At 71.3% G+C, this 26,188-nt stretch carries 20 protein-coding genes; 9 read left to right on the top strand and 11 right to left on the bottom strand.

The features are described from left to right. Window positions 1–2 precede the first annotated feature (2 nt). From WMF17_RS36135 to WMF17_RS36120, 4 genes are all read right to left on the bottom strand, one after another. Window positions 3–1,400 (bottom strand): MFS transporter, encoded by a 1,398-nt coding sequence (locus WMF17_RS36135; RefSeq protein WP_437597916.1) that lies wholly within the window; start codon window positions 1,398–1,400, stop codon window positions 3–5. A 153-nt stretch (window positions 1,401–1,553) separates the two neighbouring features. Continuing rightward, entirely contained in the window at window positions 1,554–3,359 is a 1,806-nt protein-coding gene (locus tag WMF17_RS36130) for a fatty acyl-AMP ligase (protein ID WP_437597915.1), read from the bottom strand. Beyond that, the gene (locus WMF17_RS36125; protein ID WP_012239660.1) at window positions 3,356–3,622 is read right to left on the bottom strand and encodes an acyl carrier protein; all 267 of its coding nucleotides are present in this window, start codon (window positions 3,620–3,622) and stop codon (window positions 3,356–3,358) included. The genes WMF17_RS36130 and WMF17_RS36125 overlap by 4 nt, the downstream gene beginning before the upstream one ends. Window positions 3,623–3,730: 108 nt before the next feature. Continuing rightward, window positions 3,731–4,729, bottom strand: a complete 999-nt coding sequence (locus WMF17_RS36120; protein WP_437597914.1) for a helical backbone metal receptor — start codon at window positions 4,727–4,729, stop codon at window positions 3,731–3,733. Window positions 4,730–5,049: 320 nt separating this feature from the next. On the opposite strand from WMF17_RS36120, the gene WMF17_RS36115 reads away from it, so the two are divergent. Beyond that, the gene (locus WMF17_RS36115) at window positions 5,050–6,345 is read left to right on the top strand and encodes a serine/threonine-protein kinase (RefSeq protein WP_437645585.1); all 1,296 of its coding nucleotides are present in this window, start codon (window positions 5,050–5,052) and stop codon (window positions 6,343–6,345) included. A gap of 23 nt (window positions 6,346–6,368) precedes the next feature. On the opposite strand, the gene WMF17_RS36110 is transcribed toward WMF17_RS36115, so the two are convergent. Continuing rightward, complete coding sequence (locus tag WMF17_RS36110; protein ID WP_437597912.1) at window positions 6,369–6,959, bottom strand: DUF2231 domain-containing protein; 591 nt, start codon at window positions 6,957–6,959, stop codon at window positions 6,369–6,371. A 476-nt stretch (window positions 6,960–7,435) separates the two neighbouring features. Between WMF17_RS36110 and priA the strand changes: the two genes are divergently transcribed. Beyond that, window positions 7,436–9,862, top strand: a complete 2,427-nt coding sequence (priA, locus tag WMF17_RS36105; RefSeq protein WP_437645583.1) for a replication restart helicase PriA — start codon at window positions 7,436–7,438, stop codon at window positions 9,860–9,862. Window positions 9,863–9,929: 67 nt separating this feature from the next. On the opposite strand, the gene WMF17_RS36100 is transcribed toward priA, so the two are convergent. Continuing rightward, complete coding sequence (locus WMF17_RS36100; protein ID WP_437645581.1) at window positions 9,930–10,505, bottom strand: hypothetical protein; 576 nt, start codon at window positions 10,503–10,505, stop codon at window positions 9,930–9,932. 391 nt (window positions 10,506–10,896) lie between these two features. On the opposite strand from WMF17_RS36100, the gene WMF17_RS36095 reads away from it, so the two are divergent. Then, a complete protein-coding gene (locus WMF17_RS36095; protein WP_437645579.1) occupies window positions 10,897–11,319 on the top strand; it encodes a helix-turn-helix domain-containing protein in 423 nt (140 codons plus the stop codon). Between the two features lie 39 nt (window positions 11,320–11,358). Here the strand turns inward: WMF17_RS36095 and WMF17_RS36090 are convergent, their stop codons facing one another. Next, on the bottom strand, window positions 11,359–11,913 hold the full coding sequence (locus WMF17_RS36090) for an RNA polymerase sigma factor (protein WP_437645577.1): 555 nt from the start codon (window positions 11,911–11,913) through the stop codon (window positions 11,359–11,361). A gap of 600 nt (window positions 11,914–12,513) precedes the next feature. On the opposite strand from WMF17_RS36090, the gene WMF17_RS36085 reads away from it, so the two are divergent. Both WMF17_RS36085 and WMF17_RS36080 read left to right on the top strand, forming a co-directional pair. Next, window positions 12,514–13,425, top strand: a complete 912-nt coding sequence (locus WMF17_RS36085; protein ID WP_437597907.1) for a prephenate dehydratase — start codon at window positions 12,514–12,516, stop codon at window positions 13,423–13,425. A 420-nt stretch (window positions 13,426–13,845) separates the two neighbouring features. After that, window positions 13,846–15,864 carry a hypothetical protein gene (locus tag WMF17_RS36080; RefSeq protein WP_437645575.1) on the top strand — a complete coding sequence of 673 codons (2,019 nt, stop codon included), beginning with the start codon at window positions 13,846–13,848 and terminating at the stop codon, window positions 15,862–15,864. Here WMF17_RS36080 and WMF17_RS36075 read toward each other — a convergent pair. The 3 genes from WMF17_RS36075 to WMF17_RS36065 all read right to left on the bottom strand — a co-directional run bounded on the left by WMF17_RS36075 (window position 15,848) and on the right by WMF17_RS36065 (window position 20,512). Continuing rightward, window positions 15,848–17,725, bottom strand: coding sequence for a bifunctional metallophosphatase/5'-nucleotidase (locus WMF17_RS36075; RefSeq protein WP_437597905.1), 1,878 nt, complete (start codon window positions 17,723–17,725; stop codon window positions 15,848–15,850). The two genes, WMF17_RS36080 and WMF17_RS36075, sit on opposite strands and share 17 nt — an antisense overlap. Before the next feature lie 91 nt (window positions 17,726–17,816). Beyond that, on the bottom strand, window positions 17,817–19,100 hold the full coding sequence (locus WMF17_RS36070) for a diaminopimelate decarboxylase (protein WP_437645573.1): 1,284 nt from the start codon (window positions 19,098–19,100) through the stop codon (window positions 17,817–17,819). 320 nt (window positions 19,101–19,420) lie between these two features. After that, window positions 19,421–20,512, bottom strand: a complete 1,092-nt coding sequence (locus WMF17_RS36065) for a hypothetical protein (protein ID WP_437645571.1) — start codon at window positions 20,510–20,512, stop codon at window positions 19,421–19,423. Window positions 20,513–21,301: 789 nt separating this feature from the next. Between WMF17_RS36065 and WMF17_RS36060 the strand changes: the two genes are divergently transcribed. Both WMF17_RS36060 and WMF17_RS36055 read left to right on the top strand, forming a co-directional pair. Beyond that, the gene (locus WMF17_RS36060) at window positions 21,302–21,727 is read left to right on the top strand and encodes a response regulator (protein ID WP_437597902.1); all 426 of its coding nucleotides are present in this window, start codon (window positions 21,302–21,304) and stop codon (window positions 21,725–21,727) included. Window positions 21,728–21,792: 65 nt separating this feature from the next. Next, window positions 21,793–22,692 (top strand): dienelactone hydrolase family protein, encoded by a 900-nt coding sequence (locus WMF17_RS36055; RefSeq protein ID WP_437597901.1) that lies wholly within the window; start codon window positions 21,793–21,795, stop codon window positions 22,690–22,692. A gap of 78 nt (window positions 22,693–22,770) precedes the next feature. On the opposite strand, the gene WMF17_RS36050 is transcribed toward WMF17_RS36055, so the two are convergent. Then, window positions 22,771–23,136, bottom strand: a complete 366-nt coding sequence (locus tag WMF17_RS36050) for a hypothetical protein (RefSeq protein WP_437597900.1) — start codon at window positions 23,134–23,136, stop codon at window positions 22,771–22,773. A 256-nt stretch (window positions 23,137–23,392) separates the two neighbouring features. Here WMF17_RS36050 and WMF17_RS36045 point away from each other — a divergent pair, with 256 nt between their 5' ends. Beyond that, entirely contained in the window at window positions 23,393–24,100 is a 708-nt protein-coding gene (locus WMF17_RS36045; RefSeq protein WP_437645569.1) for a thermonuclease family protein, read from the top strand. A gap of 602 nt (window positions 24,101–24,702) precedes the next feature. Then, window positions 24,703–26,043: a cytochrome B6 gene (locus WMF17_RS36040; RefSeq protein ID WP_437651426.1), complete on the top strand. Its 1,341-nt coding sequence runs from the start codon at window positions 24,703–24,705 to the stop codon at window positions 26,041–26,043. Window positions 26,044–26,188: the final 145 nt, after the last annotated feature.

Below are 26,188 nucleotides of genomic sequence, written 5' to 3'. Positions count from 1 at the left end.
CGTCAGTGGGCCGCGGCTTGCCTTTGCGGCCTCGCGTTCCACACGCGCGTCGCCAGCGCGAAGCCGACGAGGGCGACCGGGAGCATGGCGAGGGGCCATGAGATCCAGTTCGCCGGGTCCTTCGCCGCGTCGCCCGAGGGCAGGATGCTCCCGTAGAGGAACGATTGCGTCGCCGTGCCCAGGTAGACGAAGCCGTCGATGATGCCTGTCGCGACGCCGGCGTTCTTCTTGCCGCCGAAGTCCATGCTCGCGGTCCCGGAGAGCATGCCGTGGACGCCGATCACGCAGAGGGACATGAACACGACGGTCCACCCGGCGATGGGGAGGCTCAGCGTGAAGAGGACGATCACCGCGCCGAGCACGAGGCCTGCGTACAGCACCGAGGCCACGGGGCCGCGGCGCGAATCGAAGACATGGTCGGAGATGAAGCCGGCGAAGACGCCGCCCAGGATGCCGGCGATGCAGAGGAGCACGCCCCAGTGGGTCGACACGAAGCCCTCGAGGTCGGTCTTGTCGGCGAAGATGAGGTACCACTTCATGACGGCGTTGCGGAGGAAGCCGCTGCAGAACTCGATGGCGACGATGATCCAGATGACCCTTTGCGAGAACATGCGCCGCGCGACGCCGAGCGGGCCCATGCGCTCGCCGGTGTCGCCCGAGGACGCGTCGGCCGTGTCGAAGTCCTGAAATCCCGCCTTGCCCGGCGTGTCGCGGATGACGAAGAAGTCGAGCACCAGGAACCCGAGCAGCAGCAGGGCGGGGATGTGGAAGGCCCACTGCATGGGCAGGTGCTTGGCGATGAATCGACTCCAGTCGTAGGCGAAGTAGAGCCCCAGCGAGATCAGGATGCCAAAGACGCCGCCGAGCATCCCGCGCTCGCGGACGTGGAACCAGGGCGCGTTCACCTTGACGACGGATACGGCGCCGAAGCTCTGGAAGTACATGTTGCCGGCGAAGAGGACCGTCATCGTGGTGATGGCCCCGTCGTGGTCGAGCTGTCCTTCCTGGGCGACGCGGACGGCTGCCCCCATGAGCAGGTTCATGAGCGCCGACCCGCCCGCGGCGAGGAGGATGGTGGTGCGCCCGCCCCACCGGTCCGTGAGCGGCCCGTTCAGCAGGAAGGCGACCCCGTAGACGGCCGACCCCCAGCCGTCGATGCTCCCGAACTCCTGCTTGCTGACGAGCTGCATCGCGTCGAGCGCCGACGCGTTGGCGGAGAGATTATACCGCCCCATGTAGAGGAAGGCGTAAGTGAGCCCGAGCGGAAACCAGTTGAAGAACCGCCGGCGCTTGAACTCCTCCGTGTGTCCGAGCTCGATCTTTGGCAGCCGCCGCATGACGACCGCGATGGCCGCGAGCAGCAGAGCGATCGGCAGCAGCTGATTGAGCCAAGCAGGCATGGATCGCCCTCCGGCCGCCGACGATAACGGCCCCCCGCACCAGCGGCTATGCGTTCGCGCCCGCTCGCTCCACCGGAGAGCCGCCCGCCCCCTTGCCCCCGCCGTCCAGCGATCCTCCGAGGAGGCGCCCCTTCGAGGCGCCCCCCGCCAGGATCACCCCCCGCGCCCGCGGAAGATCGCGTGACGGAAGTAGTTGATCTGGCTCTTGGCGAACTCCTTCGCCGCGTCCAGCCGGTCCCCGTCGCGCGACGAGCTGCGGATCAGGAGCTCCCCGTTCTCGTAGAGCTCCCGCGCCTTGCTCCGCTGGAGCTTCCCGCTCGAGGTCTTCGGCAGCACGCCCGCCCCGACCGCGACGACGTCGTCGACCGTGAGCCCCATGGCCTGCTGCACGACGCGGCGCACCTCGCCCTTCACCGCTTGCTTCTCCTGCTCGTCCAGCGCCGGCGTCTCGAAGACGATGACCACCCGCTCGCGGTCGTTGTGCGGCTTCATCGTCCCGAACGCGATCACGTTGCCCTTCCGGACCCCGGAGACGCGGCTCGCCTCCCACTCGAGATCTTGCGGGTAGTAGTTGCGCCCGTTGACGATGATGACCTCCTTCGAGCGCCCGCAGATATAGACCTTGCCCTCGGCGAGGTACCCGAGATCGCCCGTCCGCAGCCAGCCGCCCGCGAACGCCTCCTTGGTGAGATCCGGGTCGTTGAAATAGCCGGGCATCACGCTCGGGCCGCGGAGCCGGAGCTCCCCGACCTCGCGGTCGCCGAGCGGGCGCGCGCTCTCCGCGTCGTCCGACGCGAACACCGCGATCTCGTGCCCCTCGAACGCCGACCCGCACTGCACGAGCGACGACGCGCCGTCGCTGTCGGCCGGGGCGGGCACCGCCTTGCCCTCCTTCCAGAGCGTCTCGCCGTCCACCACGTCGGTCTGCAGCCCGGTCCCGAGCGCGCTGAACGACACCGCCAGCGTGCTCTCGGCCATGCCGTACGAGCAGACGAACGCCTTCTCGTCGAAGCCGACCGGCGCGAACTTCTCGGCGAAGGCGCGCAGGTTGTCGGCCCGGATCGGCTCGGCGCCGCAGCCGGCGACCCGCCACGTCGACAGGTCGAGCCCGGCCATCTCCTGCTCCCGGATCCGCTTCACGCAGAGCGCATAGGCGAAGTTCGGGCCGAACGACACGTTGCCCCGGTGGCGCGTGATCGTCTCCAGCCAGCGCACCGGGCGCTTCAGGAACAGGAGCGGCGGCAGGAAGGTGACCGTGTTGACGTAGTAGAGCGGCGCGATCACGAAGCCGATGAGCCCCATGTCGTGGTAGAGCGGCAGCCACGACACGCCGGTGTCGACCGACTCGCGCACCGCCAGGCCGAGCTCCACGATCCCCCGCACGTTCGCGGCCAGGTTCGCGTGCGTGAGCACCACGCCCTTCGGGCGCGACGTCGAGCCGCTCGTGAACTGCAGGAAGCACACGTCGTCGAGCTCGACCTTCACCGGCTTGAGCTCCTCGCGGGAGCCCCGGATGCCCTCGACCGCCACGATCTGCTGGAGCTCCGGCGCCTGCGCCTGGATCGTGCCGAGCACGCGCTTGATCTCGGCGCTCGTGAGCAGGACCTTGGCGCCGCTCTTCGCGACGATGTGCAGCGTGTTCTCGAGGTAGCCGGTCAGCTTGCCGAGGCCCGTCGGCGGGTAGATGGGCACCGGGACGATGCCCGCGCGGATCGCGCCCAGGAAGGCGAAGATGAAGTCGGCGTTGTCCGGCAGGATCAACGCGACACGCTCGCCCTTCTGGAGCCCGAGCGCCTGGAGCGCGCCGCCGATGCGCGCGCTCGCGCGCTCGATGCCGCCATGCGTGAAGAACGGCTCGTTCTCGCTCGACTCCTCGATGAAGCGATAGCCCGTCTTCGTGCTCGCCGCTGCGTCCTCGATCGCCTGGGCGACCGTCCGCGCTTTCCAAACAGCCGTCATCCCGAGAGCCTTCCTTCGTTCTTGAGCCTGAGCTCGATGGCCTTGACGACGTCGGCGACCGTGTCGACCTCGCGCAACATGTCGTCGGGGATCGAGAGGTCGAACTTATCCTCCATATCCGCGACGATCTCCATCACCCCGAGCGAGTCGAGGCTGAGATCGGCGACGAGATGGCTCGACTCCTCGATCTTTACCTCGCCGGCCGTGTGTCCTTCCAGGAGCTGGATGATCTCTGCCCGCAACGTCTCCCGTGTCCACGTCATCCCACGGTCCTACCCCAATTGCGACGTGGCGAGGAGGGGGCTCGCTCGGCCGCGCGGCGCGCGCATGGGGCCGCGCGCCCCTGGACAGACGATCGCGTCGTGCGTGCATCAGGGACGGGCGGCGTCGATGATCTCCCGCAGCCGATTGAGCCCCTCGAGCGCCCGCGCGCCGTACCACATGAGGTCCTTGCCATCGCATCGGATCACGTGGCCGCGGCGGGCGGCGGGGATGTCGAGGGAGCGAAATATTGCCGCGTCGGCGTCGGTGAAGGCGTGCGGCTCGTCGGGCAGCAGCACGAGGTCCGGGGCGCGGGCGACGACCTCGTCGAGGGTGACGCGGGGGTAGCGGACGTCGCGGCCCTGGACGCGCTCGGGCGGGAGCGGCGGCGCTTTGCCCAGGTCGGCCGCGAGCGGGTAGCGCCGGGGCCGATCCTCGAAGACGTTCTGCGCGCCGGCGAGGTCGAGCATGTCCGAGATGAAGGTGTCGCCATGGACGGTCATCAGCGGGTCCATCCAGATCGGGATGAAGGCGCGGAGCGGGGGGCGCGCGCGGCGCCGCGCCTCGGCCGCGGCGTGGGCGCGGTAGGCGGCCGCGACCTGCTCGCGCGCGGCGGCCGGCGGCCGCGACGGGTCCGGCTCGCCGCGCTCCGGGACCGCCGCGGGCGCGGCCGCCGCGGTCATCGCGGAGTGCCCGAGCAGGCGCGCCAGCCGGGCGAGGTGGGCCACGCCGTCCGCGACCCGCTTCGGGAACGAGACGAGCACCCGGAGGCCCGCCGCGTCGAGGCGCTCGATGTCGCGCTTGCTGTTCTCCTCCTGGTTCGCGACGACGACCTCGGGGTCGAGCGCGGCGATGCGATCGACGTCGGCGTCCTTCGTGCCGCCGACGAGCTCGATGCCCTCGACGTCCTCCGCGGGCGCGACGCAGTAGCGGGTGCGGCCGACGAGGCGGTCCCGGGCGCCGAGCCGGACGAGCGAGTAGGTGTCGCTCGGGACGAGCGAGACGATGCGCCGCGGAGGGGTCCGCCACTCGTGCTTGCGCCCCCGGTCGTCGACGATGCGGATGAACGACCCGGCAAAGGGCTGTCCCCAGCCCGCACTGAACGTCATGCGCCGGATGTAGCCCGCCGCCGCGCACGCTGCACGTGGTCGGCGCGCTCGCCGGGCGTCGGCGCGGCGTCGGACCGCCGCGTCCCGGCAGCTATGCCCGGGCCGCCGGGCCCCGGGCCCCGGCCGCTGCCGGGGGCGGCGCCCGTTTAGTTGGCCCGCCCGCGCGAAGTCTGCGACGAGGGCTCGTGCAGATCGATCGCCTCGATGTGCGTCGCGGAGGCACGCTCCCGTACCCGCCTTCTGGCCTGCCGCCCCTCGCCCGCGGTCCCGGTCATGAGGATCTCCCCCTGCGCCGGGCTGCGCCCCGCGCAGGGCGGCTCTTGCCGTGCCAATTCGGCCGCTACACGCTGTTCGACCACATCGGCCAGGGGGGGATGGCCGATCTGTACCTGGCGCGGGTGCGCACGGATCTCGGCGCCGCGCGCCTCGTGGCCATCAAGGAGGTCACCCCGAGGTTCGCGCACGATCCGCGCTTCGTGGAGATGCTCGCGAGCGAGGCCAGGCTCGCCGCGGGGCTGCGCCACGCGGCCATCGTGCAGGTCGAGGATCTCGGCCGCGAGGACGGCTCGCTGTTCATCGCGATGGAGTACGTCGAGGGCTTCGACCTGCGCGAGCTGCTCCGCCGCTGCGCGCGCCAGAAGGTGAAGCTCCCGGTCGCGTTCTCGCTCCTGATCATCGCCGAGGCGCTGCAGGGGCTCGCCTACGCCCACCGGAAGGGCGTCGTGCACCGCGACGTCTCGCCGTCGAACGTGCTCCTGAGCTTCGAGGGAGAGATCAAGCTCTGCGACTTCGGCATCGCCCGCGCGCACGAGCGCAGCGGCGCGACGCTGGACGAGGCGCTGCAGGGCAAGGCCGGCTACATGAGCCCCGAGCAGGCCCGCGGCGACGCGCTCGACGCGCGCTCCGACCTCTTCGCGACGGGCATCCTGCTGTGGGAGCTGCTCGCCGGCCGGCGGATGTACAGCCCGGCCCCGGGGGCGGGCCTCTCGAAGGAAGAGGCGCGCGGCGAGCTGCTCGAGCTCGCGCGGCGCGCGGAGATCCCGCCGCTCATGGAGCGCGGCCTCCCCGACGAGGCGGCGCTCCACGCGATCGTCGCGCGGGCGCTCGCGGAGGCGCCCGAGGAGCGCTACCCGAGCGCGGCGGCGATGCTGCGGGACGTCGCGGCCTACGCGGCGGCGTCCGAGCTGACGGCGAGCCCGCTGCGCTTCGGGGCGTGGCTGCGCGACAACTTCGGCATGGAGATCGTCGCGGCCCGCCGGGCGCGCGAGCGCGCGGTGCGCGCGCTGGAGCTCGGTCCGCCCGCGGTGCTCGAGCCGCTCGCGACCGCGGCCGCCACGCCGCGCGCGATGGAGGGCGGCGCCGCGATCGCGAGGGCGATGGCGGTGGCCGCGCCGGCGGCGAGGGAGGCCGCCGCGCAGCTCGCAAGGGCGGCCGGCGCGCAGAGCGCGGCGCTCGCCGCGCGGGCGGCGGTCGAGCCGCCGTCGCCCTGGGCCACGGCGCAGCGTCCGCTCGCTCGCCCGCAGGGGCGCGGGCTCGTGCCGCTGCTCGTGCACGCCGCGCTGCTGTTCGCCCTCGCCGCGCTCGTCGTCGCGGGCTGCTATTTCGCGGCGCGCTAGCGCACCGGCGGTTCCCGTCGCCGTCAGCCGGCGATCGGCGCCTCGGGCACGGGCACCTGCGTCTCCGGCCGCCGCTCGCACGCGTCGTTGCCGACGCCGACGCCGTAGCGGTAGATGAGCTCTCCTCCGAGCCAGCCGCTCGCACCCGCCAGGCCGAACCCCGCGGTCGACAGCGCGATCCCGAGGGGCCGCAGCCCGATCGCCCGGGAGCCGAGCGAGGCGCCGTACAGGCCGGCGATCGCCATGTTCATCGCGCCGTGGACGAAGCCGATCCGCTTCGCGGAGCCGAGGGTGGTGCTCCAGTCGGCGAGCCCGGCAAAGGCGGCCACGAGCGCCCCGCCGAGGCCGATGGCCGCTGTCGCGTCCGCCCCCCGATGCAGCCGCCGCCCGCGGCCGATGCCGGCAAGGTCGAGCACGAGCGCGCAGGACCACGCGCCGATGGGGATGGTCACCAGCACCGGATGCAGCGGGTGCCCGAGGAACTTGCCGTGGAGCACCTTCGCGACCGCGGGCGCTCGCTTCAGGACGGACCGGATGCCGCGCTGAAGCGGGTCGGCCATCCGGTCGATCCAGTCCTGCTCTTCGATTCCGCTCAAGACCGCGGTTCTGATCATGTCCCCTCCTCAAAGGCGCGTGATTGCACGCATTTCCAGCCCATGGCGCCCGCCCCGCCGACCGTCCAGCGGTGAACCCCTGACCGGATCCCGAGCAATCGGCGGGCCCCTCGGAAGCGGCTCGGGCGTTCCCATCGCCCGCGCGGTGCGTGCCTGTGCGACGCGCGAGCAGGCCAGCGCAATTCGCTTCTGCAATGGTGCATTGCTGAAATTTCAGGTTCGGAAGCCGCAGCCGTCTCATCTGGAGCGAAATACGTTCAGATCGCGAACAGCAGAGATGGCACGGACGGTGCTCTATGTCCGGCAGCGCTGCCGGCGCGGCCTTCCCCCCCCAAGGCCCCGGTGGCGCTTTTTTTTGCCTCTTTTCGGGCCTGCACGGGCGCACCGTGCGCGCGCGTGCCGTGGTTCCTCGTCCCGGGCGGCGTTCTCTGGTATCTCGCCCGTGCCGCGCCGCGCGCGCGGCCTTCCCCGGAGCGATGCCCCTCCTCGCCGATGTTGCGGTGCCCGTCCCGCTCTCGCAGGCCTTCACCTACGAGGTCCCCGCCGCGCTCGCCGGCGAGGTGCGACCGGGGGCGCGGGTGCTCTGCGAGTTCCACCGGCGCAAGCTGATCGGCGTCGTGCTCGCCGTGAGCGAGCGCAGCGCGGCCATCGATCCGTCGAAGATCAAGCCGCTGGCGGCGCTCGTCGACGCCCGCCCGGCGCTGCCGGCCGAGCTGCTCTCGTTCCTGCAGGTGCTCGCCTCCTACTACTTCGCGCCGATCGGGGAGGTGCTCCGCCTCGCGCTGCCGGCGATCGAGCGCGGGCAGGTGCGGGCGCTCAAGGCGCAGGGCGAGCTCGACGGCATGCTCGACCTCGGCCGGGCCAAGCAGGTGGGCGGCCGCAAGGTCGCCTACGCCAGGGCGACGGATGCCGTCGAGGAGCCCGGCACGCTCCGCGGGCAGGCCGCGGCCGTGCTCGCGCTGCTACGGGCGACCGGCGAGCAGCCGGTCGCGCGGATCGAGGAGCGCTTCGGCAACGCGCGCAGCGCCCTGAAGAAGCTCGCCGAGCGCAACCTCGTCGCCCTCGACGAGCGCGAGCCGCCGCGCGACCCGTTCTTCCGCCTCCCCGAGGAGCGCGACGTGCCCCCCGAGCTCAACGCGGCGCAGGCCGAGGCCGCGGCGCGCATCGACGCGGCGCTCGCGGCGCTGTCCGCGTCCGGGGAAGGGGAGGTGGGCGCGGCCGCCCCGCGCGAGCCGCAGCCCGCCGGGCAGGAGGCGCGGTCCGCCGGGCCGAGCGCGTTCCTCCTCTTCGGCGTGACCGGCTCCGGCAAGACCGAGGTGTACCTGCGCGCCATCAACAGCTGCCTCGAACGGGGCCGCGGCGCGCTCGTGATGGTGCCCGAGATCGCCCTCACCCCGCAGCTCGTCGCGCGCTTCCGCGCCCGCTTCGGCGACGAGCTCGCGGTGCTGCACAGCGGCCTCGGCGACGCCGACCGCCACGCGATGTGGGCGAGCCTCCACGGCGGCAAGGTGCGCGTCGCCATCGGGGCGCGCTCGGCCCTGTTCGCGCCGGTGCCGGACCTCGGCCTCATCCTCGTCGACGAGGAGCACGACGGCTCGTTCAAGCAGGAGGAGGGCGTGCGCTACCACGCGCGCGACATGGCGCTGCTCCGCGCCCACCGCGCCGGGGCGGTGTGCGTGCTCGGCTCGGCGACGCCCTCCATCGAGTCGGTCGCGCTGGTGCGCCGCGGCAAGCTCGTCGAGCTGCGCCTGCCGGACCGCGCGCACCGCGAGGCCAGCCTCCCCGAGGTCACCCTCGTCGATCTCCGCCGCTTCGGCGCCGGCCCCTCGGGCGATCCGCTGATCTCCCTGCCGCTCCACCGCGCGCTCGAGCGGACGCTCGCGGCGAAGGAGCAGGCGATCCTGTTCCTCAACCGCCGCGGCTTCGCGCCGAGCGTCGTCTGCGGCTCGTGCGGGAACCTGACGACGTGCGAGGCGTGCTCGGTCGCGCTGACCTACCACCGCGGGCGGCGCCGCGACACGCCGGCGCCGGCGGGCGCGCCCCCGCCGGCGGCGCCGCTCGACGAGCGGCCGCAGGGCGGGCGGCTGCGCTGCCACTACTGCGACTACGCGGGGCCGTTGCCGGAGCGCTGCGGGTCGTGCGGCTCGCGGACCCTGCTGCTCGAGGGCCTCGGCACCGAGCGGCTCGAGTCGACGATCGCCGAGTCGTTCCCGGAGGCGCGCGTGGCCCGCCTCGATCGTGACGTCGCGGGGAAAGACCGCTCGCAGGCGATCCTCGCGAGGATGCGCGAGGGCAAGATCGACATCCTGGTCGGCACGCAGATGGTCACGAAGGGCCACGATCTGCCCAACGTGACCCTGGTCGGCGTGGTGAACGCCGACGCCGCGCTGGGGCTGCCCGACTTCCGCGCGGCCGAGCGCGGCTTCCAGCTGCTCGTGCAGGTGGCCGGGCGCGCGGGGCGGCGCGACCGCCCGGGCCGGGTGCTCATCCAGACGCGCAACCCCGAGCACCCGGCGATCGCGTTCGCCGCGGCGCACGACGTGCCGGGCTTCCTCGATCGGGAGATCCGCGACCGCGAGGAGGTGGGCTATCCGCCGGCCACGCGCCTCGCGCTGATCCGCATCGACGCGGTCGACGAGGGCGTGGGCCGCGGTGCGGCGGCGAAGCTCGCGGCCCACGCCCGCACGTGTCCGGAGGGGGTCGCGCGGCGCGTCGAGGTGCTCGGGCCGTCGGCGGCGCCGATCGCGCGCCTGCGCGGGCGGTACCGGTTCCGGGTGCTCCTCAGGGCGCGCGAGCGCGGGCCGCTCCGGGGAACGCTCGCGGCGCTGACCGGGCTGATACGGGACGGGCTCGACCGGAACGCGCGGGTGATCATCGACGTGGATCCGGTCGCCATGCTGTGAGCGGCGGTCCGCGCGCGGCGTTCCACCCGGGCGCGGCGCGCTCGGCGTTACCCCGGCGCGGTCGGCGCTACCCCGGCGCGGTGAGCTCGCCGAGCTCGGCGCGCGACGCGCTCGAGAGCCGCTCGAACTCCGCGCCTAGCCAGTCGAGGAACGCCGCGTCCCACGACGGCCCTTCCGGCCGGGAGGCGATCGCCTCGGCGAGCTCGCGGTCCCACCGGCCGTAGAGCTCCCGGAGGAGCGCGTGCGCCCGGCGGCTCGCGGCCGAGGCCGGATCTGCCTGGCCGCCCGGGCGCTCGGCGAAGGCGTCCTCGCACAGGAAGTAATTGCAGGTCGCCGCCCGCCGCTCGGCGGGGACGGTGCAGCCGCGCGCGCCGTGATACACGCACTTCGAGCGCCGCGGGGCCGTGCGCTCCTCCCGTTTCCGCGTGCGCCGGAGCTCGAGCCCGCGGCTCACGGGGAGCAGGTTGCCGGCGGCGAGCTGCTCGAGCAGCCAGCCGCGGCCCTCGAGGGAGACGATGCGCCCGATGTCCGTCCAGTCGAGCTCGGGCGGGCTGGCGCAGCACCCCGCGGGCCCCTGCGGGCACTGGCCGCACAGCGTCGAGTGCAGCCGGGTGTGCTCTCCTGAAAGCTCCAGACGGATCATCGATGCCCTTGCAGTTCCCCGAGGGGCCGAGACGCGCGCTCGAGACAGCGCACATCATGGTACGCGACTCGCCAGAAATGACAGAAGCGCCCCGCGGTCGCAACCGACGCTGGCCGAGCGCCGACCCGGCGCCGTCGCCGGGCGGCGACGCGACGCGCGCCCGCGCGAGCCGAGCGGGCGCCGGGCGGCCACCTCACGTGAGCCGCGCGTCCGTCGTCGCCAACATGGTGTTCGAAAAGAGCGAGAACTCGCACTCCCGGGCGCTCGTGGAGGAGCTGAATCAGTTATAGTAAGTAACGGGCGTCGACTCGCGCGCGACCCAGCGAAGGACGCGAGAAAGGTGCGATCGTCCTTTTCTGGTTGTGGCGGGAGTTGATAGGCTGCGCCGGCCATGGGCGATGCGCTTCCCAAAGAGGTCGGTCGGGCCATTCGTGTGCTCCGGCTGCTGCACGGGCTCAGCTACGCCGAATTCGCCGAGAAGGCGCACCTCTCTGCGACGTACCTGCGGCAGGTCGAGCGCGGCGAGCGCGATCTCGGGCTCGGCGCGCTGGCGCTCATCGCACAGGGGCTCAACTGCGATGCTCGCCTTCTGCTGCCCGGAGACGGGAGGAGCCCGGTCTCCGCCGTCGTCGCCGATCGCTTCGACCGCGCGCCCGAGGCGCTCCAGGAGGCGCTGCTCTTCCTGCTGATCGAGCCGGAGGACTCGCCGAAGAAGCAGGCCATCCTCTCCCTCATCAACGATGATCCGGAGCGCGCGCGGCCGCGCTCCCGGCCCCGGCCCGATGAGCGCGGCTCACGGGGCTCCGTCCCCTAGTCGTCGAGCCGGCGGCCCGGGCGATGAGCCTCTGAGCGGTCACGGCCGCGCGGACGAGAGAAGGACGAGCACCGGGGCCGCACCGGCGGACGCCGGGTGGCCGCCGTTCCGGGTGTCACTCCCGTCCATCGACGCGAGCCGCTGCGTGACGAGGAGCTGAAACACAGCGAGCGCGCGCGTCCGCCGCTTGTAGGCCGTCGAGAGGGGGATTCCGGACTGGCTCGCGAAATCCGCCATCGGGACGCCCTCGATGTCGTGGGCCACGAGGACCGCGCTGAGCTCGCCGTTGAGCTCCCGCAGGACCGAGAGCGCCAGCAGGCGATCGCACTCCGAGATGATCTGCTCCTCGGCCGACGGCTCCTCGAGCACCGCGTCGAAGTCGTCCGGCAACGGCTCCTCCTGCCGGCGCCGCGCGCGCTCGGCATAGTGGGAGGCGGTGTGGACCGCGATCCGGTTCAGCCACCGGTCGGGCGGGCCGCGCGCCGGGTCGTAGTTCGCGAAGCTCTCGTGCGCCGCGAGCATCACGTTCTGGGCGACGTCCCGGCGATCACGGCGCGGCACCCCCAGGAGACGCAGCCATCGCCGCACGAGCACGATCGTTTTCTTGTTGAAGAGCCGCCAATAAGCCCCTTCCCTGTCGTTTGGCGGCCGTCCACCGTCGCCTCCATGCTCTGTGCCCGGCATTGCGAAACGATCGTTATCACAAGAAACCAAACTTGCAAAATGCGGTCGAAGCGATCTCAGGCAGATTTTCACCTTTTCGGGTGGTTTAGTGTGGGTGCATGTGGGCGTTGTCGGCGGTGCCTGGCTTCATGCATATTGCGCGGATGCAGGCTGAAACGTTCGTAAAAGCGCCGCACGACGATCGTTTCGGAGATGTAACGATCGTTCATCTCTCGGCTTCGACGGCGGGGGTCTTCCGTTGTGCCGGCCGCGCTCGTGCAGCCGGGGCTGCGGCGCGCGCTCGCGGCGCGGTCCAGAGCGGGCGGCGGCCCGGCGCGGCACCTCCGCGCCGGGCCGCCTCGGCCGATGGGCCGCTTTCCTCGCTGGACGCCACGGCATCGCGCCGGTAGACAGGCGGCGCTCGAATGCGCACGTTCTATCGAAGAATGCCGGACCCGCGGCGGAACAGCGCGCCCCGCAGCGGGCGTGTCGCGATCGCCCGCGCGGGCTCTGGCGAGGCGCCCGCCGGCCATGTCGGTTGACGCGGGGGAGCCGGGGCCGGCGCGCCGCGACGGAGCGGCGGCGGGCGACGCGGGGGAGGCCTCGGCGCCGCGCCAGCGGGTCGCCTACTTCGGGCGGCCTGGGACGTTCAGCCATGAGGTGGCGTCGCGGCGCTTCGGGGCGAGCGCGGACCTCGAGCCCCGGCGCACCATCTCGGACGTGTTCGACGCCGTGGCCGAAGGCGCGGCGACCTACGGCGTCGTGCCGATCGAGAACGCGGTGGGCGGCCCGATCTACGACACCGTGGATCAGCTGATAGGACGCGAGGGCACGGGCGCGGCGCTCGTCGTGTGCGAGGAGCTCTCGCTGCACGTCACGCTGTCGCTCCTCGGCAGGGCGGGCGTGGCGCCGAAGCGCATCTATTCGCACTTCGTCCCGCTCAAGCACTGCGGCGACTGGCTGCGCGAGAACTACCCCGGCGCGCAGATCCTCGCGGCGGAGAGCACCGCCGAGGCGGTCGAGCGCGCGGCGCAGGACGGCGAGGCCTGGGCGATCGGCAACAAGGGCGCGGCGGCGATCTACAAGCTCGAGATCCTCGTGCCGAAGCTCGGCGCGAAGGGCGAGAACATCACGCGCTTCTTCGTCGTCGGCAAGACCGCCGAGCCGCCGCCATCGGGCGGGCGGACGCTGCTCCTCTTCGGGCTGGACCACCGCCCGGGCGCCCTGGTGGCGGCGCTGTCCGCGCTCGGCAGACACCATATCAACCTCACGCGCATCGTCTCGCGCGCGCTGCCGGACAGCCCCGAGGAATACCTCTTCCTCGTCGAGTGCGAGGGCAGCACGGAGGAGCCTGAGTTCAAGGACGCCCTCGCGCTGCTCGAGCAGCACGCGACGGGCGTGCGCTCGCTCGGCTCGTTCCGCGTCAGCCGGAAGTACGAGTAGCGGCCGCGCGCTGCGCTGCCATCACCCGATGATCCCGGGCGCGCCTCCCGCCCGTGGCGTCGGGCTGCGCGCCTCGTCGACCTCGAGAGACACAGCATGACGTGACTCGCCAGAGCGCGGCGCCGGTGACAGCGAGCTCATCGTCCTGCACGCGGGCCGGCCTCTCATCGAGTAGGCGCCCCCACCGGCGAGCGGAACAACGCCGCTGGGAAGCTGGAAATATCCTCGCGCCGCGTGGCCTGCGTGACTCCTCCGGTCTTTTCGATAGCCAGTCGCGCCTCGCCTGGGACTAGAACGCTCGCAGCGAGCGGTCTCGCGTTCATCGACAGGCAAGGTGACATGAATCTACGTTGGCGATGGCTCTTCGTGGTGGTGCCGGCGCTCATGGGTTCTCTGGAAGCGTGTGATATGGGCCCATGGATGCCGGTATTGCCGGGCGACGGCGATGGCGACATGCGCGGTGGGGCGGGCCCGAAGCGGAGCCCCATCGGCGCGAGCTGCAGCTGTGATGCGGACTGCGACGGCGAGGCGGCCCTCTGCATGCTGGGCGTCTGCATGCAGCGCGCGGGCGGGCTGTGTGCGGCGCCGAACAGCGAGGAGGGCTGCGCGCCCGGCTCCCGCTGCTTCAACACCGACATCCTGACGGACACGGGGGTGTGTTATCCCGTCTACGATCCCGCGGCCTGCGAGGGCGTGGAGAACCGCCATGGCCTCTGCTCGCCTCGGCGCGGCGACGGGTGCAACGCGGCCTGCGGCGCGGCGTGCGCCGAGGACACGGTCGGCCCCGGGCGCGTGGGCGCGGCCTGCGACGCGGAGGAGGCGTGCTGGCTGCCCGGCGCGACCTGCTATCGCGACGCGGACCCCGCGGCGCCGAACGGCTGGGTCGAGGGGTACTGCCTCGCGTTCGATTGCGAGAGCGACGACGCGTGCGGCCCGGAGGCGGGCTGCTTCCCTGCGGCGGAGGGCGGCGCGCCCGTGTGCATGAACACCTGTGGCAGCGACCTGGACTGCCGGCCTGGCTACGTGTGCCACGTCGTGGACGAGGAGAGCGGGGCCGCGTGCTTCGCCGGCTGCGACGCCGCCGCGACCTGCCCGAAGGGCACGACCTGCCTCGGGGAGCTCTGCGTATCGGACGAGGTCGCGTGCTCGCCGGCCGTCCCCTCCGGCTGGTGCCCGGAAGGCAGCCATTGCGACGACGGCGCGTGCCGCAAGGACTCCTTCGTCTGCGAGTCCGAGGGCGACGTGCTCGAGCCCAACGACGACGCGGGAGCGGCGGTGAGCGCGCCCGTGGGCGTCACGGAGGATCTCACCTTGTGCGAGGGGGATGAGGACTGGTTCAGGATCGTGGTGCCGGCGCGGACCATCGTCCGCGTGGGCATCCGGTTCCGTCACGCCGCCGGCGACATCGATCTCGTGGCCTATGACGGCGAGGGCCGCCTGCTCGGCTCGCGTTACGGCGAGCAGTACCCGTACTCGTACCGCGACCAGGAGACGAACACCGAGTTCTACGGGTTCTACTCCGAGCGAGGCGGCGCCGAGTACCTCGTCCGGGTCGTCGGCCATGACGGGGGCCAGAACGCCTATGATCTGGACGTGACCTCGACTCCTTACGTCGACGGCCCGAGCTGCGTGGGCGCCGGCTTCTCGTTCGACGAGTGCGCCGGCTTCGGCGACGGCGGCAGCGGGCTCCTGCCGTTCCCGTTCCCCGATCCTGACGACTCGGTGGTCGGCGGCGGCTACGTCTGGGAGACCTTCAGCAACTACCGCTTTGCTCGGCGCGAGCTCATCATGCTCGTCCGCGACGCGCTGGCGGAGACGCTCTGGGCCTTCCCTGGCACGACGCCGCTCTCGCTGATCGACGTCTGCCAGCTGAACGGCGTCACGCCTGGTTACGACGTCGGCGACCCGCGCCACCCCGAGTCGACGCACGATCAGGGCGGCAACATCGACATCGCCTATTTCCAGACGGACGGCGCGAACGACGGGGAGATCATCTGCGGGGACGGGTCGAAGCACGAGGACGGGTACTGCTCCTCGGCGGCGAAGCGGAAGCACTTCGTCGATCTCGAGCGCCAGGCGTTCTTCATGGCCAGGCTGTTCCGCTCGGCGCGCACGCGCGTCATCGGCGTGGACAAAATCATCGCGCCGTTCCTCTCGAAGACCGCCCGGAAGCTGAACGCTCTTCCGGCGCGCGATCGGAGGAAGATCACCGACGACGAGCTCGCGAGCTTCTCGGACCGGATGGCGTACGGCGATGGGTGGCCGTATCACCATCACCACATCCACCTCAGCATGGACTGGTGGCCGAGGAAGGTGGTGGGCCACGGCGGCGCGGCGGACGCGTCGTTCGCGTCGTCCCCTGCCATCCACCGCTCGCCCGGGGCCGCGGCCGAGCAGCGGATGGCGTGGCCTCCTCGGCCGCTCAGGGCACGACCGTGATCCGGTCGAGCGCGGGCGGCGAGATGGGCGAGCTCGCCGCGAAATGGTCCCGCAGGGCGTCGAGATCGAGCGCTCCGCCGAGGCGATCGACGCCGTCGTTGAGCACGGTGAAGCCGTCGCCGCCCGTGGCCAGGAAGCTGTTCACGGTCACCCGGTAGGTCCGCGCGACCTCGATCGGGACGCCGTTGATCCGGATCGAGGTGATGTCGACCTTCGAGTCGATGGGCGCGCTCTGGCTATAGCTGTACGTGAAGCCGCCCGACACCTGAAGGATCACGCTCCGCGGCGCGCCCGTCGGGTCCACCCGGAACTGTTGCTCCAGCAGCTGGTGGATCTGCGCGCCCGTGAGGGTCATCACGACAAGGCTGTTGCCGAACGGCTGCACCTTGAAGATCTCGCCGAACGTGACCACTCCATCCATGGGCTCTGTGGGCGAGGCCGCGTGGGGCAGGTCGTCGCGGACGCCGCCCGGGTTCATCAGCGCGATCTCGGCCCCGCCTTTGCTCGCCTCGCGCGTGGCGGCGAGCTGGGCGTCGGCGATGACCGCGCCCATCGTGAACAGCCCCGAGCCCATGGGCGGGACCGCGCGGTCGAGCGTCGCCGTGATCGTGCCGACCCGCACGTTGGCCAGCGGCGCCGAGAGGTCCTTGTAGCGCGTCACCAGGGCCTCCACCCCCGCGTCGGGCGCGTCGCGCGTCACGACCACGTTGCTCGCCGTCTTCGCCGTCACCTCGCCCGTGCTCCTGCTGATCTCCAGATCGATGTCGGTCACCAGCCGCCCGAACGACGCCGCGCTCGTCACGATCCTGTCGCCGAGGAGGCAGTTGTACGCCTGGTGCGTGTGTCCGGTGACGATCACATCCACGGCGGGGTCGACGTTCGTGGCGATCTCGATGATGGGGCCCGAGACGTCGGGGCACTCATTGAAGTGGCCTGTCGGCAGCCCTCCCTCGTGGAGCAGCACCACGATGGCCTCGATGCCCTGCGCCTGGAGCTCCGGGACGATGTCGTTCACCGTGTCGACCTCATCCATGAACGACAGCCCCGCGACGCCGATCGGCGTCACGATCGACGGGGTGTCCTCGAGCGTCATGCCGATGAAGGCGATCTTCACGCCGTCGAACTCGCGGACGTCGTAGCGCGGGAACAGCGTCCTGCCGCTCGCCGTGTCCACGACGACGTTGGCGGCGAGGAACTGGAAGCTCGCCCCCGCGAAGGGGGTGCCGTCCGCGCAGCCGTCGACCGGGCTGCACCCGCCCGACTGCATCCGGAGGAGCTCGGCGGTGCCCTTGTCGAACTCGTGGTTGCCGACGCCGTTGATGTCGAGGCCGAGCAGGTTCATGGCCTCGATCGTGGGCTCGTCGTGGAACAGCGCCGACACGAGCGGGCTCGCGCCGATGAGGTCGCCGGCCGAGACCACCACGGTGTTCGGGTTCGTGGCGCGGCGGGCGGCGACGTGCGACGCGAAGTAAGCGACGCCACCCGCGTCCACCTGCGTGGCGTCGGCCAGGGTGATCCTGCCGCTGCTACCCGCGGGGGGCTCCAGATGGCCGTGGAAGTCGTTGAAGGCGAGGAGCTGCACGCTCACGGTGTCGCCGCCGCTTGTGCCGCCCGCGCCACCGGTGTCGCCGCCACCGGTGCCACCATCGCCGCCCTGTCCGCCGGTGCCGGCAGCGCCGCCGCCCGAGCCGGTGCCCGTGGCGCCGCCGGTGCCGATGGACATCTCGGGGGGGCTCGCCGTCCCGTCGTCTCCGCAGCCCGCGCCGGCGATCGGCGGTACGCACAGCATCGCGCCGAGGAGCGTGACCCGCCACGCTCGCGCGCATCGCCCCAGGACCCCGGAAGCACCGTTCGTTCTCATCTCCGCTCCTCCACTCCGCTGCGCTGGCCGCTCCAGGCTCTCACAGGCTGGGTTCGCGTGGAAACAGCCGTGTGAATGCCCCGCGGCGAGCTCATGGCTGGCCGCGGCCGCGGCTCCAGAACGCGACGACGTCCTCCGGCCGCTCGCGCTCGCGCAGGACCCGGATGTCGCCGCCGTCGACGCCGAGCACCGCGGGGATGCCGCGGCTGCAGTGGCGAGACCACATGCTCAGCGTGTACGCGCCCGTGTCGCGGATGAGCACGAGATCCCCGGGCGACAGGTCCGGCAGCGGGAGGTCGCGGGCCATCACGTCGCCGCCGAAGCAGAGCGGGCCGCCGAGGGTGCACGGCGAGAGCGGCCCCTCCTTGGGCGCGGCGTCGGGGTCGAGCGCCACGAAGTCATGGTGCCAGTCGTCCGGGTGATAGGCGCGACGCAGCAGGAAGTCGGCCCCGAGGTGCAGGATCGCAGTCCGCCCAGCCGAGTCCCTCTTCACGTACTCGACGCGTGAGACGGCGAAGCCGCAGCCCGCCTGGACCCAGCGCCCGAGCTCGGTGATCAGCGTGGTCCCCTCCTCGAAGAGCGTCGGCGCCTCGCGGCGCAGCGCGGCCGCGTAGTCCTCCAGCGCCGGCGGGCGGTCCGTGCTCCGGTAGGCGACCGGCACCCCGCCGCCGATGTCCATGACGCCGGCGGCGCCCGGCCCCAGCGCGCGCCGGATCTCCTGGCGCAGCGCCTCGACGCGGCGGATCCCGTCGATCAGCTGCGCCAGCGCGCACCCCTGCGAGCCCACGTGCACGTGCAGCCCTGCGAGCCACGGATACCGCGCGAAGGCGGCGCGCACGGCGTCGGCCTGCTCGAGGGGGACCCCGAACTTGGAGCGCCGGTCCGCGACGCTGGTGAGGACGATGCTGGAGGCCCCGACCTGCGGATTGATGCGCAGCCCGATGCGATCGGCCGCCCCTTCGGGCCGGACGAGCTCGTCAATGCGCTCGAGCTCATCGAGGTTGTCGGCGTTGAGCCGCACGCCGAGGCGGAGGGCCTCCGCGATCTCGGCGCGCGTCTTGGCGGGGGAGTCGTAGACGATGCGGCCGGGCGGGCAGCCGGCGGCGATCGAGAGCTTCACCTCCTCGAGCGAGGCCGCCTCGAGCCCCGCGCCGCCGTCGACCGCCGCGCGCAGGACCTCCACGAGGGGGTTCGCCTTGATCGCCACCGTGTGGAGGGCGTCAGGCGGGAACGCCGCGCCGATCCGCCCGATCCGCGCCCGCATGCGCCCGAGGTCGTGGAACAGGACCGCAGGCTCCACATCCATCCCGCGGCGCCGCGCCTCGCGGAACGCGCGCGCCATGCTCCCGGGATCCAGTCGATCCGCGTCGCTCATGGCGCAGTCTGGCGTCCGGGAGGCGGATTGTCCGGTCCGTTTCCCGCGACGCCGCGACCACCAGCAGGGGCGCGACCCATGTTTCCAGGATCTCTCGCGCGCGACGTCCCGCGGCAGCTCCCGGGCGCGCGCCGCCCTGCGAGGCGCTCGCCCGCTGGCGCGGGACGAGCAGCCGCTCGCGGATCACGCCCGCGTCGCCTCCGCGGCGGCCCACGGGATCTCGGGATGTCGAGGTGATGTTCAGGTCGGTCGGGGGCCGGCGACGCGCCGTGCCCGCGGACCGCAGCGACGGACTCGATGGACGAGATTTCGAGTCAGCTCTAGGTCGGATTCACGGCGATCTGCATCTGAGCGACCACGATGTCCCCGTCCATCACAGCCTTGGCACGAAGGCCGCTGTTGTTGAATTCGTCCGCCTTGATGGCGCCTGCGTACGCCGTCGCCAGATTGCCGGTGGTGCGCGCCTTGTACGGATCGTACTTGGTATGGACGGAGTCGGTGAAGGCGGGCTCGAAGTAGAATTGCGTCGTGAAAATGTGGTCTCCACCGCTGTACGTGGCGCGACCCTTCGACATCGATCCCTTCTTGAAGCAGACGAAGTGGATGTGAACATCGCGGCCGTTGTACCAGCCGGGGAAGATGCTCTGGAACGAGACGACACCGTCTGCGTCCGTGGTTTGCACGCCGCGACAGAAGCGTTCGCTGACATCGAGATCATTCTGACTCGGCCTGCCCGAGTACGGTGAGTCGGGTTTCTGTTCGTTGGCGGTCCCCCTGGTCCCGAAGCCGCTGTAGAACCCCTGCCCGTCCGTGTGCCAGATGTAGACGTCCACGTCGGCCAGGCCTACGCCCTTGCCATTGCAGTCGGGCTTGCTCAGGTCGAGCACGCGCAGGTGGAGATGCATCTCCACACCGGCTGGTGCACTTTCATTGTAGCGACCACGAATGTCCTGCCGGAACAGGGAGATGTCGTCGCCCTTTTCGAGCTCGTGAATGAAGAAGGGGCCCTGGCCGGCGCCGTCCGTCTTGTTGAACGCCGTGCACATCGGCACGTCGTCGAACGGCGGCGCCCTGAGGCCGTCGCCGCCGCCGCCGCCGCCGCCACCTCCAACGCCCGAGTCGGTGCCTCCCGTGCCTGAGCCGCCCGAGCCTGCCGTGGTGGAGCCCGGTCCCGTGCCGCCCGAGCCGGGGCCCGACGTGGTGGCGGGGTCGGCCCCCCCGCCTCCCGTGCCCGGGCCAGTGGTCCCGCTGGCCCCGGAGCTCGCAGAGCCTCCGGCGCCGGTCGGATCCGAATCGCTGCCATCTCCGCACGACACGGTGACGGCGATCGCCCCGAGCCCCAGGAGGGCCTGCCGCCGATCAACGTAGCTGAACGACGGGCCCTGGGTCTCGGTATCTCGTTCCTTGCTCATAAGCAGCTCTCCTCAGGTGGTCGATGACCTGTCCGTCCGGCTGGACAAGGCGCCGAAAAGACAGCATCTTCCCAAGAACGGCAACATTAAAGCATGACAGCGCGGAGCGCGGAAGATGGGACCCGAGCCGAGCCCATCTTCCCACCCTCTTGTAGTTATCTACCGCTGTTTCACGCGGATCGCCGCGTCAGGGATCCAGGGTGATGAGGGCCTGCGCGTCATCCTGGATCCACTTGCGCAGGACCTCGAGCTGCGCCGCTGGGGCTCCCATGGTTCCGGTCGGCCTCGGCTGAGCGCCACTATACCGGATCGGCTGGCGAGATCGCCAGCTGCCAGATCGGTGTCAGTCTGACCGTGAGCAATGTCCGGTCTATGGCGCCGACCAGGAGAGGGCCGGCGGGCTTGTACAGCTTGCAAGGAGTGGCCCGACAGCTGTGGCGGAGATGTGCAATAAGCCGGTGCGCACCACGATTTCTCGTGGGGTCAGACGAATTCCCGGACAGGACTGAATTCCCGGAGGAGACCGATTTGATCACGCAGGCGCTCGCGGCGGACCCGGACAGGCCGCCCCTGGGAGCGGTTCGTTGGGGCCCCAACGGCGTGGGCGGTAGGCCCGAGGCTACAAAATGATGCGATGCGTCGCTGGCGGCCGAGGCCGGTGCGGAGGCGAGGCGGAGCGCGGCAGCGGAAGACGGCGCGCGCCGGCCGCCGGGGTCGGAAATTTGGCAACCGCTTTTGCTTTTGCTGTTTCTGTTGTACTAGGCGCCCCGAGAGCCCCGCAGGCCCCGTATGACGCGCATCCTTCTCATCGACGACTCCGCCGCGATGCGAGCGCACATGTGGGCCGCGCTCGAGAGGGCGCCCGAGCTCGGGCCGGCGGTGGAGATCGCGGAGACGGCGAGCGGGTTCGCGGCGCTCCGGTTGATGCATCGCGGCGCGTACGACGCCGTGATCATCGACATCAACCTGCCGGACATCGACGGGCTGGAGCTCATCCGCTTCATCCGGCAGAGCCGGCACCACCGCGACGTCGCCCTCGTCGTCGTCTCCGCGATGTCGTCGGCGCGCGAGCGCGAGCGCGCCTTCCGGCTCGGCGCCCATGCGTTCGTCGCGAAGCCGTTCTCCCCGGACACCCTCGTGTCCGCCATCCAGCGGGGCGTCGCGTCGAGCCAGCTGCGCCTGCGCGTCGACGTAGGCGGGCGCGACCTCACGTAGGCGGGCGCGACCTCCCCGCGCCGAGCCTTCCGGCGCGCCGCCCCGAGCTGGTAGGGTGCGCGGCCATGAAGCTCCGCTCGCTCTTCCGCCGCCTGGCTGCGCCGCTCGCGCTGCTCGCGGCGACCGCCTGCTCTGCCTCGTCTCCCCCGCCCCCCGCCGAGCCGCCGGGGGGCGCCGCCGCCCCGGCACCCGCGCCCGCGCCTTCCGGCGCCGCGGACAGCCCGACCGGGCTGCTCTCGGAGGAGGACTTCAAGGCGCTCCACCAGCTCCGGTCGGACAAGGCCCCGCCCGCGCGCGGACAGATGGTCGAGGTGGCCGGGACGCAGGCGTACCTGAGCCTGCCGCGCGACGCGAAGCCGCCGATCCCGGCCCTCGTGGTCGTCCACGAGTGGTGGGGCCTGAACGAGCACATCAAGCACTGGACCGACCGCCTCGCGGAGGACGGGTATGCCGCGCTGGCCGTGGACATGTACGGCGGCAAGGTCGCGAGCACGCCCGACGACGCGATGGCGGCGATGAAGGCCGTCGACGAGGCGAAGGGGATCGAGACCGTGCGCGCAGCGCACCGCTTCCTCTCGACCGACGCGCGCGTCCTGGCGCCGCGCACCGGCTCGATCGGGTGGTGCTTCGGCGGCGCCTGGTCGCTCAAGCTCGCCCTGAACGAGCCGGAGCTCGACGCCGCCGTCCTCTACTACGGCCGGCTCGTCACCGATCCCGCGCAGCTCAAGGCGATCAAGGCCCCGGTGCTCGGCGTCTTCGGCAACATGGACAAGGGCATTCCGCCCGAGGTCGTCAACGAGTTCGACAAGGCGCTCCACGAGGCGAGCGTCGAGCACGAGGTGCTCCGGTACGACGCCGACCACGCCTTCGCGAACCCCTCGGGAGAGCGGTACGACACGAAGGCCGCGGCGGACGCCTGGGAGAAGGTGCGGCGGTTCCTGGCCGCGAAGCTGAAGGGGCAGTGATCGGCGAGGCGGGATCCCATGGGGGGGTCCCGGTCCTCCGGCGTTCGATCTCAGGAGAAGCCTCCCGCCGCCGCCGCCTCACCGGAGCTCGCGCAACGCCGCGATGAGCTCCGACAGCGGCGTCGCGTCGCTCCGATCGAGCGCCGGCGAGCCCTCGGCGAGCGCCCTCGAGCCGCCGGCCTCCGGCGCGGCGATGGCGACGGCCGAGACAGGCCGGCGTCGGCGGCCGTGACCCGGACGTCTCCGAGCGCGTGCGAGAGCTCGCTCGGCCCCGACCCGGAGGGGGATGCCGGACACCCCGGTCGACCGCCGGTCGTCCTGTTCCAGCGTGACCTCTCCCGAGGAGAGATCGAGCCGGGCGCCGATGGCGCTGGCCTTCGTGGGCGCCTTCTCCTGGCTCAGGAACAGAAGAGCAGAAGGAGAGAGTTGAACGCAAAGGCGCAAAGGCGCAAAAGCGCAAAGAGAAGAAGAGGAACAAGGCGTATCTTTCTTTTGGCGACTTTGCGTTGATTCTCTCTTGCTCTCCTCCCACCGCTCGGTGTTTCAGGCCACCTCCGGCCCCCGGATCAGGCGTAGCGAGCTCTGTCAGCCGGCCCGGGCCCGGTCCATACCATCATGGAACAGGCCGCCTGGGCCGGGCGAACGTCCGAGCGAACTACAACGGTGGTTTCTGGGAGTCTATCCAGCACAGGAGGGGGCGATGACAGGACTGCTTCCGGGATTCCGGAGGTTCATCGGCTACGTGTCCCTTGTTTCCCGGAGGCGGAGGCTGCGCAGAGCGCCTGATTTGCCGGGCAAGAGCTTCCACGCGGAGGTGGTCAGGACGGTGGACGGGGACACGCTCCACGTACGCGACGAACGGGGCGTGAACCATCCCATCCGCATGCTCTCGATCGACACGCCGGAGACGCATTTCCTCGGCGCCTCGCAGGGCCGCTGGGCCGAGGCGGCGTCCGCGCGGCTCGCCGAGCTGCTCCCCGAAGGCGCCGAGGTCGAGATCCAGACGGACGAACAGCCGTTCGACGCTTACGGGCGCGTGCTCGCCCATGTCCTGTCAGGAGGTCGGCTCATCAACCAGCAGCTCCTCGAGGAGGGCCTGGCGATCACGTACATCGTCGCGCCGAACCTGCGTCACGCGCAGGAGTTGTCCGAGGCTGCGCGGCGCAGCTTCACCGAACGGCGCGGCATGTTCAGCGATACGAGCCTCCTGCTCCCGTACGAGTTCCGGTGGAGCATGCGAGGCCAGTCGAGCGCGAAGCTCGTCGGCAGCCTGTCCAAAGGCGAGGTGTTCGCGCTGTCGGAGCGCGAGCGCGTGCCGTGCTGGGATCGGGTGTTCTTCTTCGACGTTCGGGACGTCAAGGAGCCCTTCTTCCGCATGGCGACGGAGAGGCGTCCGCGCGGCGGCTGATCGGCGCGCATCCGTCCAGGCTACCCCTCTATCAGCTCGCCCGGCTCCGCCGGGCGAGCCACCCTGCCACGCACCGTGGCAATTCGTCTCGTTTTGCCAGGCTCCTGCGCGAAGCAGATCGCGCGCCTGAACCCGGGCATACCGCCCGCCTTGGATGGCTCGATGGGTCGCCCGCCTCCCGACCCGAGCGAAAAGAGAGCGATTTCGCGCGGCGGACGCCGCGCTCCGCTCCTTGTCGGGCTCGACGCGCACAGCGGACCCGACCCTGGCACGAGAGTCGCCTACGGGCGGAATTGCTCATGGCGTCTGCCCTGGGTGCCCGGCGAGCCGACATCTCGTGTGAGCCGGACGGGAGCTCGGCGCGCCGGAGAGCGGTGCGCCCGGTCGATCGTTCCCTGTCGACGTATCCCTCGCGAAGGAGCGCTTTTATGTCCGTGAAGAGAATGGATATCTCGTGCCTTGTGGCGTGCACCGCGGCGCTCTCGCTGGGCCTCGTGCATTGCGCCTCGGCGCCGAGCGCGGGACCGGAGGATCCTGCCGGCCTGCGGGAGGCGCCGCCGGCGACGGCCGGGACGATCGCGCCGGCCGGCCCGCGGGCGCCCATGAACGCGAATCCTCCGCCCGGGCCCGAGACGCCGCGGACGAGCTACCTGCCGGTGGAGGACAAGGAGCCGTTCGCGGCGATGGTCGCCCGGATGAAGGCCGACAAGCCCGCGGTGATGAAGCGCCAGCAGACGCTGCTCGAGGAGCGGTACGACCTGTCGAACCGCCCTGCGCAGGGGGTCACCATGTCGCGCGGCAAGCCCGTCCAGGCCGGCGTGCGCGTGAAGCTCTCGAACGGGACCACATGGGATGCGCTGGCGGCGCTCACGCCGGACGCCATCCGGGAGCGGGGGCTCTGGCCGAGGGGCTTCTTGCCGCTGCCGCACCCGAACCACCCGGAAGGCGGAATGGTCTTCCCGAGGTTCCAGATCGACGAGCTGAAGCGCCAGGAAGGGCGCGACCTCACGCGCTTCGATCTCGACTTCGACCTGCCGGACCACATCCTCTCCGAGTTCCCGGCGCCCATCTATCTCACCACGCGGCCTGATCTGGGGGACGTCTCCAAGGGGCAGCTCGTGAACATCGCTAATTTCTACGAGCTCTTCAACGGCATCCTGACGCCGAAGCAGCTCGAGGGGCTCCGGCTCCTCGTCACGCCGTTCCCGCAGATGCAGTTCAACGCGACAGCGGACCGGCGTTCGGAGAGGGCGAGCCTCGGCGTCGCCTGCCTCGATTGCCACGCGAACGGGCACACGAACAACGCGACCCACCTCGTGGGCGACACAAGGCCGCAGGAGTTCCGGCACCGGGTCGACACCCCGACCTTGCGCGGCGTGAACATCCAGCGCCTCTTCGGCTCGCAGCGCGCGCTCAAGACCGTCGAGGACTTCACCGAGTTCGAGCAGCGGGGGGCGTACTTCGACGGCGATATCGTCATCGCCGTGAAGAAGGGGATCAACATCCTGGATCGCGGGCACCAGGTGCACGCGATGGCCGAGTTCCAGGAGATCCTCGACTTCCCCCCGGCGCCGAAGCTCGGCGTGGACGGGCGCCTCGACCCCGCGAAGGCCACGCCGGAGGAGCTCCGCGGCGAGCAGGTCTTCCACGGCAAGGGCCGGTGCGGCACGTGCCACGCGGCGCCGTACTACACCGACAACCTGATGCACAACCTGCGCGCAGAGCGCTTCTTCAAGCCCGAGCTCATCAACGGCCGGATGGCCACCGCGGACGGTCCCATCAAGACCTTCCCGCTGCGCGGCATCAAGGACAGCCCTCCTTATCTGCACGACGGCCGCCTGCTCACGCTGGAGGACACCGTGGAGTTCTTCAACCTCGTGCTCGGCACGAAGCTGACGGCCCAGGAGAAGGCCGACCTCACGGCGTTCATGCGGGCTCTCTAGTTTCTAGTCCCGCGCGTCGATGGCGCGGAAGCGTGCACGGCCTGTGCCGGCGTCGGCCGGCGGGCGCGACAGCCGCGGACGCGACAGCCGCGCACTCACCACGACCTCGTGGTCTGATGTGGTGTGCCTTGCGTCCATCGCGCGG

It is taken from the genome of Sorangium sp. So ce362 (assembly GCF_051519845.1).
Classification (GTDB): Bacteria; Myxococcota_A; Polyangia; order Polyangiales; family Polyangiaceae; genus Sorangium.
The sequence above is the reverse complement of the archived record's forward strand: the minus strand, read 5'-3'. Positions and strand labels throughout refer to the sequence as shown.

Coding starts and splice junctions, on each gene's coding strand:
- WMF17_RS36135 (WP_437597916.1), bottom strand. CDS start 1,400: ATGCCTGCTTGGCTCAATCAGCTGCTGCCGATCGCTCTGCTGCTCGCG.
- WMF17_RS36130 (WP_437597915.1), bottom strand. CDS start 3,359: ATGACGGCTGTTTGGAAAGCGCGGACGGTCGCCCAGGCGATCGAGGAC.
- WMF17_RS36125 (WP_012239660.1), bottom strand. CDS start 3,622: ATGACGTGGACACGGGAGACGTTGCGGGCAGAGATCATCCAGCTCCTG.
- WMF17_RS36120 (WP_437597914.1), bottom strand. CDS start 4,729: ATGACGTTCAGTGCGGGCTGGGGACAGCCCTTTGCCGGGTCGTTCATC.
- WMF17_RS36110 (WP_437597912.1), bottom strand. CDS start 6,959: ATGATCAGAACCGCGGTCTTGAGCGGAATCGAAGAGCAGGACTGGATC.
- priA (WP_437645583.1), top strand. CDS start 7,436: ATGCCCCTCCTCGCCGATGTTGCGGTGCCCGTCCCGCTCTCGCAGGCC.
- WMF17_RS36100 (WP_437645581.1), bottom strand. CDS start 10,505: ATGATCCGTCTGGAGCTTTCAGGAGAGCACACCCGGCTGCACTCGACG.
- WMF17_RS36095 (WP_437645579.1), top strand. CDS start 10,897: ATGGGCGATGCGCTTCCCAAAGAGGTCGGTCGGGCCATTCGTGTGCTC.
- WMF17_RS36085 (WP_437597907.1), top strand. CDS start 12,514: ATGTCGGTTGACGCGGGGGAGCCGGGGCCGGCGCGCCGCGACGGAGCG.
- WMF17_RS36080 (WP_437645575.1), top strand. CDS start 13,846: ATGCCGGTATTGCCGGGCGACGGCGATGGCGACATGCGCGGTGGGGCG.
- WMF17_RS36075 (WP_437597905.1), bottom strand. CDS start 17,725: ATGAGAACGAACGGTGCTTCCGGGGTCCTGGGGCGATGCGCGCGAGCG.
- WMF17_RS36070 (WP_437645573.1), bottom strand. CDS start 19,100: ATGAGCGACGCGGATCGACTGGATCCCGGGAGCATGGCGCGCGCGTTC.
- WMF17_RS36065 (WP_437645571.1), bottom strand. CDS start 20,512: ATGAGCAAGGAACGAGATACCGAGACCCAGGGCCCGTCGTTCAGCTAC.
- WMF17_RS36060 (WP_437597902.1), top strand. CDS start 21,302: ATGACGCGCATCCTTCTCATCGACGACTCCGCCGCGATGCGAGCGCAC.
- WMF17_RS36055 (WP_437597901.1), top strand. CDS start 21,793: ATGAAGCTCCGCTCGCTCTTCCGCCGCCTGGCTGCGCCGCTCGCGCTG.
- WMF17_RS36045 (WP_437645569.1), top strand. CDS start 23,393: ATGACAGGACTGCTTCCGGGATTCCGGAGGTTCATCGGCTACGTGTCC.
- WMF17_RS36040 (WP_437651426.1), top strand. CDS start 24,703: ATGAACGCGAATCCTCCGCCCGGGCCCGAGACGCCGCGGACGAGCTAC.